At 56.2% G+C, this 11,448-nt stretch carries 15 protein-coding genes; 10 read left to right on the forward strand and 5 right to left on the reverse strand.

Features of this window, described 5'->3' with window-relative positions; genetic code table 11:
• Nucleotides 1-52: 52 nt before the first annotated feature.
• Both amrA and AC01YT_RS04915 read right to left on the reverse strand, forming a co-directional pair.
• The gene (gene amrA, locus AC01YT_RS04910) at nucleotides 53-670 is read right to left on the reverse strand and encodes an AmmeMemoRadiSam system protein A (RefSeq protein ID WP_476673224.1); all 618 of its coding nucleotides are present in this window, start codon (nucleotides 668-670) and stop codon (nucleotides 53-55) included.
• Complete coding sequence (locus AC01YT_RS04915; protein ID WP_476673226.1) at nucleotides 622-1,107, reverse strand: flavin reductase family protein; 486 nt, start codon at nucleotides 1,105-1,107, stop codon at nucleotides 622-624. Before AC01YT_RS04915 ends, amrA begins: the two co-directional genes overlap by 49 nt.
• 200 nt (nucleotides 1,108-1,307) lie before the next feature.
• On the opposite strand from AC01YT_RS04915, the gene AC01YT_RS04920 reads away from it, so the two are divergent.
• The 6 genes from AC01YT_RS04920 to AC01YT_RS04945 all read left to right on the forward strand — a co-directional run bounded on the left by AC01YT_RS04920 (nucleotide 1,308) and on the right by AC01YT_RS04945 (nucleotide 6,224).
• Nucleotides 1,308-2,093 (forward strand): N-acetylmuramoyl-L-alanine amidase family protein, encoded by a 786-nt coding sequence (locus AC01YT_RS04920; RefSeq protein ID WP_476673228.1) that lies wholly within the window; start codon nucleotides 1,308-1,310, stop codon nucleotides 2,091-2,093.
• Entirely contained in the window at nucleotides 2,090-3,172 is a 1,083-nt protein-coding gene (locus tag AC01YT_RS04925) for a L,D-transpeptidase (RefSeq protein WP_476673230.1), read from the forward strand. The genes AC01YT_RS04920 and AC01YT_RS04925 overlap by 4 nt, the downstream gene beginning before the upstream one ends.
• A gap of 3 nt (nucleotides 3,173-3,175) precedes the next feature.
• Nucleotides 3,176-4,237: a L,D-transpeptidase gene (locus AC01YT_RS04930; RefSeq protein WP_476673232.1), complete on the forward strand. Its 1,062-nt coding sequence runs from the start codon at nucleotides 3,176-3,178 to the stop codon at nucleotides 4,235-4,237.
• 19 nt (nucleotides 4,238-4,256) lie between these two features.
• Entirely contained in the window at nucleotides 4,257-4,838 is a 582-nt protein-coding gene (locus AC01YT_RS04935) for an LURP-one-related family protein (RefSeq protein WP_476673234.1), read from the forward strand.
• Between the two features lie 16 nt (nucleotides 4,839-4,854).
• The gene (locus AC01YT_RS04940) at nucleotides 4,855-5,283 is read left to right on the forward strand and encodes a hypothetical protein (RefSeq protein WP_476673235.1); all 429 of its coding nucleotides are present in this window, start codon (nucleotides 4,855-4,857) and stop codon (nucleotides 5,281-5,283) included.
• 98 nt (nucleotides 5,284-5,381) lie between these two features.
• The gene (locus tag AC01YT_RS04945) at nucleotides 5,382-6,224 is read left to right on the forward strand and encodes a tetratricopeptide repeat protein (protein ID WP_476673237.1); all 843 of its coding nucleotides are present in this window, start codon (nucleotides 5,382-5,384) and stop codon (nucleotides 6,222-6,224) included.
• Nucleotides 6,225-6,282: 58 nt separating this feature from the next.
• Here AC01YT_RS04945 and AC01YT_RS04950 read toward each other — a convergent pair whose 3' ends face one another.
• A complete protein-coding gene (locus AC01YT_RS04950) occupies nucleotides 6,283-7,212 on the reverse strand; it encodes a sugar-binding protein (protein ID WP_476673239.1) in 930 nt (309 codons plus the stop codon).
• A 211-nt stretch (nucleotides 7,213-7,423) separates the two neighbouring features.
• Here AC01YT_RS04950 and AC01YT_RS04955 point away from each other — a divergent pair, with 211 nt between their 5' ends.
• Nucleotides 7,424-8,083, forward strand: a complete 660-nt coding sequence (locus AC01YT_RS04955; RefSeq protein ID WP_476673240.1) for an NUDIX hydrolase — start codon at nucleotides 7,424-7,426, stop codon at nucleotides 8,081-8,083.
• A gap of 25 nt (nucleotides 8,084-8,108) precedes the next feature.
• Nucleotides 8,109-8,456, forward strand: coding sequence for a tRNA-binding protein (locus AC01YT_RS04960; protein ID WP_476673242.1), 348 nt, complete (start codon nucleotides 8,109-8,111; stop codon nucleotides 8,454-8,456).
• Nucleotides 8,457-8,535: 79 nt separating this feature from the next.
• Here AC01YT_RS04960 and AC01YT_RS04965 read toward each other — a convergent pair whose 3' ends face one another.
• Nucleotides 8,536-9,603, reverse strand: coding sequence for an Mrp/NBP35 family ATP-binding protein (locus AC01YT_RS04965; protein ID WP_476673244.1), 1,068 nt, complete (start codon nucleotides 9,601-9,603; stop codon nucleotides 8,536-8,538).
• A gap of 3 nt (nucleotides 9,604-9,606) precedes the next feature.
• Nucleotides 9,607-10,665 carry a GNAT family N-acetyltransferase gene (locus AC01YT_RS04970; protein ID WP_476673246.1) on the reverse strand — a complete coding sequence of 353 codons (1,059 nt, stop codon included), beginning with the start codon at nucleotides 10,663-10,665 and terminating at the stop codon, nucleotides 9,607-9,609.
• 224 nt (nucleotides 10,666-10,889) lie between these two features.
• On the opposite strand from AC01YT_RS04970, the gene AC01YT_RS04975 reads away from it, so the two are divergent.
• Both AC01YT_RS04975 and AC01YT_RS04980 read left to right on the forward strand, forming a co-directional pair.
• Nucleotides 10,890-11,291 (forward strand): DUF2089 domain-containing protein, encoded by a 402-nt coding sequence (locus AC01YT_RS04975; protein WP_315625664.1) that lies wholly within the window; start codon nucleotides 10,890-10,892, stop codon nucleotides 11,289-11,291.
• Nucleotides 11,292-11,304: 13 nt separating this feature from the next.
• Entirely contained in the window at nucleotides 11,305-11,439 is a 135-nt protein-coding gene (locus AC01YT_RS04980) for an SHOCT-like domain-containing protein (protein WP_476673249.1), read from the forward strand.
• Nucleotides 11,440-11,448 lie beyond the last annotated feature (9 nt).

Here is an 11,448-nt window from a genome sequence, read left to right on the forward strand (position 1 = left end):
ACCTCAAAGGCCGGAATTTTCACGCCCAGCGCGGCAATTTTCCCCCGCTGATTTATTCGTGGAATTCTTCAACCTGATAGACAAAAACATCTAGTTTTTTGGTGCGCCACAGGTTACGAGATGCTCCCATCTTCATACACAAATTATCCAGAAAGCGCACCGGATCAGGCAATTTTTCCCACACCTGGGGTAAGAAGGTAGCCCGCCGAAAGCCATCTCGGATGACCACACCATCCACACCGGGGCGCAGTTTGCGCACGAGTTCCTCAGGAGTTTCGTACTCCAAGGGCTGTAATGGGGTTAACCGCGAAATTTCGATCTTCAATTCAGGTACTTCCTCCGGGCGCACCGGGGGAAAGCGATAATCTTCGAGCGCCGCGGCAATCGCATGCTCGCGCACATCTTCAGCCAGTGGTTGATAGGCCTCCAACACCCCAATACAACCGCGCAACTGACCCCGCCGTGTCAGGGTCACAAAAGTCGCTCCTGGCTCGCGCAGGCGTGGCGGTAACGTCTCCCAATCCAGGGGCGGCAACGGACGACGGTTGACCGCCGCCTCGATAGCTTCGCGCGCCAACCGTAACAACAGGCGCTTCTCTTCGTCACTCAATGGTGCATCGGTCATCGCCGCAACTGGTAATAAGCCCGATTGTGATAGACCAATGGCCATCCCGGTTCACCCGTTTGGATCGCCAGAACTTCAGCAATGTAGAGCACCGAATCCGGCATGGGGTACTCAAACACAACCCGGCAGTCCAACCCAACTAATCCTGCCTTAAGCAACGGCACGCCTGTCACCAAGCTAAAAGTTTCCAACCCTGCCAAGCGGTTTTCAGTCTCGAACTGGCGACCCGCAAAACGCTCGGATATGGCTTCTTGCCCTTCATGTAATATTGTAACACCAAACACTCTGGATTTTGCAACCAGGGCCTGGGTGCGTGTTTGCTTGTTAAGAGTAACAGTAACCAGTGGGGGCTCTAACGAAACCGAGGTAAACGAGTTTACAGTCATCCCATGGCAAAACCCATCGGCACAACTGGTTACCACGCTCACCCCGGTGGTCCAATGACGCATGGCTTGACGAAGTAAATCGGCTGTGACTGGCATTGTGATTGCAACCTCCATAATACCGCTAATCCCTGCCAGTGGCATCACCAGCAGGCTCGGTTATAATCACTTACCACCACCGCGTCAAGAGGATACAACCGGATAATGTTTATACCCATAAACCCTCACCTCAAAATCAGAAGTGAATGGCCCGATTGCAGATATAATCATCTTAACCATGGTTCCAGGTGATTTACCTTATGGATGAAAATGCATTTGACGAGATCCCAGAATCCTCTACCTCGCCGTCTCAACCAACCTCCCTTTCAATTATCTGGACGGTGGTCAGCATTGGGTTGATTATGGCGACCCTGCTGACATTGTTCACACCGACCGGTTTATTCTCCAACCGCTCCCTGGAAGCCATGTTCCAGGCTCTCCAGGCCAATCCAGGGGCGGCTTATCCCACACCTACCCCACGCCCCATGCCGCGGGTGGGGATTGTAGCCGGCCATGCCGGGAATGACTCGGGTGCCGTCTGCCCGGATGGCTTGACCGAAGCCCAGGTTAATTTGGAAATTGCGTTACGAGTGCAACAACGCCTGCTCGCCGCTGGCTATCAGGTAGATCTGCTCAACGAGTTTGATGAACGCCTGGCCGGCTATCAAGCCCAAGTTCTGGTCTCAATTCATAATGACTCCTGTAATTACATCAACGATGAAGCCACCGGGTTCAAAGTAGCCGCGGCGTCCTCGAGCCTTTTTCCGGAGAAGGCTGAACGCCTCACCGCCTGCCTGGTGGACCGCTACGCCAAAGCGACCGGGTTGCGCTATCATCCTAACACCATTACCCGTGACATGACCGAATACCACACCTTTAGCGAGATTAACAGCGAGACCACCGCCGCCATTATTGAGACCGGATTCCTCAACCTCGACCGTCGTATTCTCACCGAGGAGCCCGACCGGGTGGCACAAGGGGTTGCCGACGGGATTTTATGCTTCCTGCGTAACGAGCCCATTGGACGGAACGGAACTTCACCATGACCTCTACCGCGCGCAGCCTGCCTTCGGATTGGTTGGAGCGAGTTCGTCAGGCCTTAAACCAAGGACGTGCCGACGAAGCCAAGTCCCTGGTTGAAACCGCTGCACGCGAGTATCCTGATCTAGAAACGCCCTGGTTAATCTTAGCCGCCCTGTCCGAGCCGCACCAGAGCATTGCCTACCTAGAACGTGCGCTGGCCATCAACCCTCACAGCCGCGCTGCACGCCAAGGAATGCATTGGGCGGTGCGTCGTCTGCGCCAGACTCAAACCAAGCCGCCTTCCAACTCGACTTATACATTTAACGTCCCCATAGCCGAAGCGCTGGCGCAAACCCAACCCGTGCCGATGCGTCGGTCACGCCCCGCTGTTCGACCTACACCACCCGCACAGGCACAACCCCGCATTGGCTCGCACTGGCGTCCTTGGCTCTGGTTAGCCTTGTCGGTCTTTGTCATTTCCGGTCTGGCGTTGGCCGCGTTGTCAATGAGCCCCCAACTGCGCATCGTTTTTGCCTGCAGCCCTTCATTGGCACGCCCGGCGGCGGCTTTGCCCAAACCCACCCTCACCCCAACCGCAACGACCACTCCCACTCCAACACCGACCGCCACCCCCATCCCGACTGCAACTCCCAGCCCTACCCCAACCGATACGCCCACCCCACTCCCTACAGACACCCCCACTACGCCACCCCGTGCAGATGCAGCCACCTGGCCTAAAGTTGAAGGTGATGAGCGCTGGATTGATGTGGATTTGAGCGAGCAAATGGTCTATGCCTACGAAGGGCAAACCTTGGTCAATCAGTTTCTGGTTTCCACTGGTACCTGGCGTTACCCCACCGTTACCGGCCGGTACCGTATCTACGTCAAATACCGCTACGCCGACATGCGTGGGCCGGGGTATTACCTGCCCGATGTCCCTTACGTGATGTACTTCTACAAAGGCTATGGACTTCACGGTACCTATTGGCACAACAACTTTGGCACCCCGATGAGCCACGGTTGCATCAACCTGCGTACCGAAGACGCCGCCTGGCTGTTCAACTGGGCTTCCGTAGGCACACTGGTCAATATTCATGATTAAGGCATGTCGCCGTTGGATCTGCCCTCCCTCACACGTCGCGAATTTCTGCGCTGGTGCGCAGCAGGCTTGTTGGCACTGATCGGCAGACCGACCCCATCTTTTTCTCTCCTGACCGGAAAAACTTCTGATCCCCACACCCTCGGGCTTTCACTGGGACGAATTATCCCACCTAAAACCGAGGGGTACGATCGTCCCTCATTTTCCGCCAACATCCGCAAAACCTACTGGCGCGACCTCGTTCTACCGATCACTGGGGTCACTTTGGGGGATGAAAACCCCAATCATAACCGCGTCTGGTATCTTCTCAACGACGAGGCCTATGTGCATTCTGGTGAAGTCCAGCCGGTGGCGTTACAACCTCAACCGCCCCAGACCGAGATCCCCTCCCAGGGCCGCTTATTTGAGGTGACGGTGCCTTACACCGACGCTTTATGGCATCCACGCCTGACGTGGAGCATAGCCTATCGCCTTTACTATGGCTCCACTTTTTGGGTCACCCAGGCCGTGCAAGACGAACAAGGAGAGTGGTGGTATCGCATCGCCGATGATAAATGGCCGGTAGTCTTCTTTGCACGGGCCATCCACTTGCGCCTTGTCCAACCGGAAGACGTTTCCCCGCTCTCTCCACAGATACCGGTGAATGAAAAATGGATTGAGGTGCGTTTGAATTCACAAGTGGTTATTGCGTGGGAAAGTGATAAACCAGTCTTTGCCGCTCGTGCCGCCACCGGCGCACGCTTTCGCGATGGAGATTTTCGCACCCCGCCTGGACGTTACCAGACCCACCGCAAGCGCCCCTCGCGCCATATGGCAGCCGGTGACCGCGCTGCTCCCAATTCATATGACTTGCCCGGCGTGCCTTGGGTCAGTTACCTGATGGATAACGGCATTTCTTTTCACGGCACTTATTGGCACAATGACTTTGGGCGCCCCCGCAGCCACGGATGTATCAACCTGAGCCCACAAGATGCATTATGGATTTACCGCTGGACACATCCCACCGTACCGCTGGATGCCAACTATGTAACCGCCGAGCGCGGAACCACCGTCATTGTTGTAGAATAGTAACAGAGGAGTGCTCATAATGGAGTCTATTTTTGGTTATACCCACTACTTGCTCAGGCGCCAGACGCTCGCCCTGACCGGTACTGTGCGTATTTACACTCCCCAGGGTGAGATGGCACTTTTTTGTCGCCAACGCATGTTCCGCCTCAAGGAAGACATCCGTGTTTATCGCGACGAGAGCATGGCCCAAGAGGTGCTCCAGATACGCGCCCGCCAGGTGTTAGATTTCTCCGCCGCGTATGATGTGGTAGAAAGCGCCAGCGGGATGAAAGTGGGTGCGTTGCGCCGCCGTGGGTGGCAATCACTGGCACGTGATGAGTGGCAAATCCTGAACGCCGGCGACGAACTCATTGGCACGGTACAAGAAGACTCCTTAGGGCGCGCCTTGCTACGGCGTTTTCTGCTCGGCTCTTTATTGCCCCAGCACTACTTTGCCACCTTGGGAACCACTCCTGTAGCCGAATACCGTCAGCGGTTTCACCTCTTCGGTTATGTCATGGAGATTGACTTCTCTACCGATCCAGCCCGGCAGTTTGATCGCCGTTTAGGGTTAGCGGTGGCCATCCTGCTTGCCATCATTGAGGGCAAACAAAGCAGTTAGATTCGGGAGAAACATTATGCGTCAACCTTTGTTTGCAGGTTTAGTTGTAGACGAGAACGATCAACCGGTTGAAGTGGCGTACGTCGGGGATGAACCCTGCTATGTCGTCAACGACCGCGGCTTCCGGCGACATATTCCTTCGGAACAGGTGGATCGCCAAGTACTGGACATCATGCGTCAACAAATCGAAGGGCACGAAGACCTGCTCAGTGAGCAAACCGCCAAGATGCTGGGCCAGGAAGATCCTTTCTCGCGCGCCATGATCTATACCCAACTGCGTAACCTGGATAAACAGTTTGAGCAATTACTCCAAGCCGGCATCCCTGAAGAGGGTCGGGCTTACCTAGGCATGATGGGCTTTCGCATTGTCATCAATTTGCACGGCGAGGTATTACGAGTTGAACAACCCGGTATCGTGAGCGATGAGGGAGACGATGAGGGATAAATCAACATATTCCGACAAAAAATTAACAAAGGATGGGTACAATTTTAGACGTAAGCCAAAGGTAAAATAACCTTGGGTAAGAAAATAAGGAGTAGCCGATGATGAGCCCAGATTACATTGTGGACGTTAGTGAAGCCGATTTCGAATATGAAGTACTGGCCTTTTCGCAGAATGTTCCGGTGGTGGTAGATTTTTGGGCGGCATGGTGCCGTCCCTGCCGCGACCTGGGAGCCTTATTGGTGCGTTTAGCCGACGAAGCACAAGGGCGCTTCCGCCTGGCACGGGTTAACGTGGACGAAAATCCCAACTTGGCGTTGCGCTATGGGGTGCGCAGCCTGCCTACGGTGAAAGCCTTCGTCAACGGGCAGGTGATAGCCGAGTTTGTGGGGGCCATCCCCGAATCCCGCCTACGCGAGTTTTTGGAGCGGTTACAGCCACCCAGCCCAACCGCGCTGAAACTGGAAAAAGCCGAAAGTCTGCTCATCGAGGGCGAGTGGGCGGAAGCCGAGAGCCTCTTCCGCGAGGTTCTGGACGAGGAAGGTGAAGACCCACGTGCCCTGCTTGGCCTGGTCAAGGCCCTGCTGGCTCAAGGCAAAGGCTATGAAGGATTAGCCATCTTAGAGGCCTTCCCACCCAGCCGCCAGTATGCCCAAGCCATGTTGCTCAGACCCTATGCCGAGGCATTGGTTGAACTGCGCCAGCATCGGGGCATCGAAGATGAAGGGGATGAGTTAGCCGCCGCTTACTGGAATGCCATCCGCCTGGCCAGCCGTGGCAACATCCTGGCTGCATTAGACGGCTTGCTGGATATCTTGCGCCAGGATAAGCGCTACCGCGAGGATCAAGCCCGCCAGGTGGTATTGAGTCTGCTCGAGATATTAGGTGAAGAAAATCCGCTCACCCGCCAGTACCGCAACGAACTGGCGTTGATCCTGTTCTAAACCCATCCGTTGGGCGTAAAAACGCACCGGGAGGCCAGCATGACCTCCCGGTGTTTTGTCACCGCGTCAGGGTCAGAATGCCCCAGGTTGTGGGATCGGTCAGGCGGCGGAACGGCGCGCTGGAGACCATGCTCTGCTGCACTTTCTCACCCGGCTTATCGTTATCCGAGGCCGAAACGGCAAACCCAAATTGCTGATTTGTCGCCGGCTTGACCCCAAAGAGGCCCCAAGGCACGGCCACTTCGACGCGATAGAGTCCATCCTGGGCGGCTACGGCAACCTTGACATCATCGCGCCCACCAGCCTTGGCGCGCGGGAACCATAAATAAACATCCTTGGTGCCCTCCGGATCCGGACGGCCCAGCGAGATGCCCAATTGATAATCATCCCCGCTGAGCGCTTGGGAGTTCCAATCGCCGTAGAGGTCGGCATCCAAAAGGATCTCCACGCTATCCCCTTTATAGAGGTCGGCGCCGCTGGCTTCTTGGACATAGGTATCATCGTAAATCTTATAGGCTACGTAGAGGTAGGTGCTATCCCAGCCCACCCGGAACGAGCAACCCAGATCTTCGCGATTCTTGCGTTCTTTGGCCCCAAACACCACATTCTCGCAAGAGTAGGCACTTCCCGGCCACTCATCCCACACCCCATCCAGTTTGGGCGGTGTGCTGAAATAGACCGCCTTAAAACTGCCCCCGGTGCGTAGGAGCGGCGTGACGGTGAAGGTGGGCTGGGGCAGGGTTGCGGTAGGTGAAGCCACCGCAGTGGTTGGGGTCAGTGGAACCACCGTGGGCAAAACCGCAGTCGGGCTGGCAACAACTGGGGGCGGCGTCGTGGCCACCGGGGTTAACAGGGCAAAGAGCGCAGTTAATGTGGCGTTCGGCGTGGGCTGGGCCGTGGGTTGGCCACCACCTACCGGCAGGTTGCATGCCAAAGCCACCAGGATCAGAACACTCACACCCACCCATAAGGAAAATTTATGCTTCATGGTTTTCTCCTCCTCCAAAAGAAAAAATCCAGGCCCAAGTTACCGGCTCTGCAAGCCTGAAATAAAGACGCTCCGTCTTTATTCAAAGTTCCTCACTTATATCTTTGCGAATGGCGTCGCAATAATCGTGCCAGAACAAGAGCACGGTAAGACTCTGGATATATAATATCACAGGACAATCTGCATCCATCTGCCGAAAGGCTATCGGATCATGAGCACCGAGGTTCACCTGGAAGTTCTGCTGGTTATCTTCACCCTTAAGGACGAAACGCTCCAGGTTTGGCTGCAGCCGGCGGCCTACATTGGTCTGGGCGGCTGGGTGTTGCCCACCGCGCCGATGGATGCGACCTGCTCGCTGACGCAAGCAGCTTACAAGTGCCTGGAAGCCTGTCTGGGACTGCATGAGGCCTACTTAGAACAGTTGTATACCTACGGCGAACACGGGCGACATCCCGCCGGGTGCGTGATTTCGGTGGCCTATTTTGCCCTCATTGCCATGGATGCACTAGCACAAGTCGCCCCCGAAGCCCAACACGGGGCCTGGTTTCCCCTCAACGCCCTGCCGCCCCTCGCCCTGGATCACGCCGACATCCTCACCTATGCCTTGCGCCGCTTACGCTATAAACTGGAATATACGGCGGTGGGCTTTGAATTGCTCCCCGAATTCTTTACCCTAAGTGAGATCCAGCATACCTACGAGCTAATCCTCGGCGAACGCCTGGACAAGCGCAACTTCCGGCGCCGCCTGCTCCAGGCCGGGGTGATCGAGCCCACGCCTTATGTGCGCAGCGGCGAAGGTCGCCCGGCCCGCCTTTACCGTTACCGTCCGGATGCCATCGCAGAGATTAAGGCACGGCGTCTATTCCCTTAAACCCTCTTAGTGATGAGGAGATACAATGAGCGAGACCCCACCCCTGATCACTTGGGATGACTTTGCCAAAGTGGATATGCGTGTGGGTAAAGTCATCCGCGTGGAAGACCATCCTAAAGCGCGCAAACCGGCCTACAAATTGTGGATTGACTTTGGTCCCTTGGGGGTGAAGACCTCCAGCGCACAACTAACGCGACGCTACCGCAAGGAAGATTTAGTAGGACGGCTGGTAGTGGCGGTGGTCAACTTTCCTCCCCGCCGCATCGCCGATTTTATCTCCGAAGTGCTGGTGCTGGGCGCCATGGGCCCTGATAACGACGTCATCCTGCTCCAGCCGGACCAACCCACCCCGCTCGGCTGGCCGATTGGATAACCAACCGGATTAGAATTATCCACACGAGAGGAAAAAAAACTGGTCTGTGCACCTCGCGCAACCCCGGAACATGGAAAGCTCAAGCTGCCAGCTGAGGCGTGGGAGCCAACACCTGCGCCAGGAGCGGGGCAAGTTCGGGCAGGTCAACATCTTCGATCCGCCCGGCATCCCCCAACAGGGTCAGGTCCGGGTGGATGGGCAGGCGCACGATCACCTCACACCCTGCCGCCGCAGCCACTTCTGCGGCGTGGCTGGGGCCAAAAATCTCATGCGGCACTCCCGTCTGCGGGCACGGGTAATAGGCCAGGTTCTCCACCACACCTAGCACCGGCACGTTTAGGTTCTTGAGTAGGTTGACCGCCTTGCGCACAACCAGCGCCGCCAATTGTTGGGGGGAAGTCACCAGCACTGCACCGCGCAAAGGCATGTGACGCACCACCGTGAGCAAGGGATCCGAGGTACCCGGCGGCAGGTCTACCAGAAGGGTATCCAGTTGTCCCCACAACACTTGCCCCCAGAACTGCTGAATCAGCCCTGTAATCAACGGGCCACGCCACGCCACCGCCGCGTCCTCTTCCGGCAGCATCAGGTTCGCCGAAACAACACGGATGCCAGTGCGAGTGATGGCCGGCAAAATGCCCAGGTCATTACCATGTAGACCGCCCGCCGGCAGCCCAAACAATTTTGGGATGCTCGGCCCGGTTATATCAGCATCCAGAATACCCACCTTCTGACCCTGGCGGCGCAACGCCACCGCCAGCAATGCCGTCAACGAGGACTTCCCCACACCCCCCTTGCCGCTCACCACCGCAATCACCTGCCGAATGCGGTTAAGTCCGGCCAGTTTAGGCGGTTGCGAAACCCCCGACCCCAGCACAGCCCGGCGCTCCTCTTCGCTCATCACGTCCAACGTCACTTCAACGTCCTGGACGCCCGGCAGGCGCAGCAGGGCCGCTCGCGCCTCTTCGACCAGGCGGTGACGCAGAGGGCACGCGGCCGTGGTCAGTGCCAGGGTGAAGCGCACTCGTTTTTCCTGCGGATCCAAGGTCAAATCGCGCACCATGCCCAGGTCTATGATATTACGCCCCAGTTCAGGATCAATGACCTGGCGTAGCACCTCACGCAAGATTGCGTCGTCAATAGCCATAGTTTACTCCTGAATCGCGATGGAGCCGGTACGAGAGACAGCCGCTGTCAGCGGCTGACGGAGCAGGGTCGCCCGTACCACATAGCGGTTGACGGCCCCAAACCGATATTTGTAGTCCTCATCCCCGCGCATGAAATCGAATTCCAGTCGCCCCTGCTGGTTAGCCCACTGCAAGAGGTAAGAGAGCAACACCCAGCCCGGCGAGATCTCATTAAAGCGGCGGTTGAACCCGGTGTTATAGACATAAATGCGGTTACCATAGTCAAAGTTGAAATATGCCGCCGCTTTTTCGCCCTCAACATCGAGAAACGCCAGTTGTAAATAACCGTGAGCCGCCGCGGCCAGCGCAATACGGCGCAGGGCCTGGCGCATAACGGGTGTCAGGAAGGCCGCTTTATCCTCATCTTGCGCCATCAGGTCGAGGAATGCGTCCACCTCCACCTCAACATTGTCCTGAGCACAGTACCAACAGACCATGGATGTATGTCCCTCCGCCCGACGCAATTTACGGCGGATTTCATGGCGCTGCTTTTTATCTAAACCGGCCAGATATGCTTCCCAATCGCCCGGTAGTGGGACGTAAGGTGAGGGCTGCAAGTGCTCAACCTGAAACGGTAAGGTGTATTCACTGGCCAGTGCTGCAAGCATCGTCAGTGTCGGCGAGGTTTCGATCAGGTTGTAGAGGTCCAAGGCCTGCCACTCCCAGGTCACTCCTCGCCCCAGAAACGACCACAGTCCACGCCCAAAGCGGTCTAAATCTGCAGGGCGAACGATGAAGTCCAGATAGTCGGAGATTTCGATGCTGCCCAAGAAGAGCAAAGCCGGTCGCCCGTGATGGTTTGGGGTAAAAAAGAGCGGTGCAATCCCCACCAGTCGGTCGCCTTCATGGGCAGTTATAAGGGTTAATTGGGCTTGCGGCCATTCCCCTCCACCACGCGTTTCCCACCAGGCTTCCAGGTACTCATAACGCAAAAAAGGCACATTGGTGATAGCCTCATCCAAGAGGGCGTTCCAGGCCTCCTTCAAGTGATTCGGGAATTCGGTATGTAAGGTCCACTTCATCCTCAGCACCTCAACGGTGCGGATTATACCCCACAAAACTCTTTTATGGCATGCTCTATGGAAGGCTACAGTTTTTGGGCTAAGCACACTTAAATATTTCTCATTCAATATTACGATTTATTGAATACCACTTGACAAAATTAAAAGAGTGACTACAATAAAATTGTAACACTGTGTTCGCCCTGCTGTCTTACAGCCGGGAAATGCATTTGCAGGAGTGCGTTATGAATCCAATGCTTGAGCGCTGCCCAGTTTGCCGCAGCGAATTAGTGGTTACTCGCCTCCACTGTCCCAACTGTCAAACAACTATCGAGGGGAATTTTTACCCCGCCAGCAATCCTTTTGCCGCGCTTACTCCCGAGCAGGTTCAGTTTTTACTTACCTTTATCCGTTGCGAGGGACGCTTTACGCGTATGGAAGAGGAACTCGACCTCTCATATCCCACCCTACGCAACCGCCTAAATGAGGTCATTCGCGCGTTAGGGTTGGAACCCGGACGAGAAGAAACCCCACCTCGGCCGGGGAGCGAAGAACGCTTACGCATCCTGGAAGAACTTGCCCAGGGGTTAATAACCCCCGAGGAAGCACGGCGCCGTCTGCTGGGCAAACGCGAAGAAACACCTTAGGAGCAGCCATCTTATGATCTCACGGGAAGAACGCCTTAAAGTTTTGGAGATGTTGCAAGAGGGCAAGATCACCGCTGAAGAAGCAGCCCGCCTACTCGAAGCCTTGGAAACCGCCCCTAGTCCTAAAGCCCCACCCCCGCCCCCATAAGCCCCGGCA

The organism is Thermanaerothrix sp. (genome assembly GCF_056331585.1).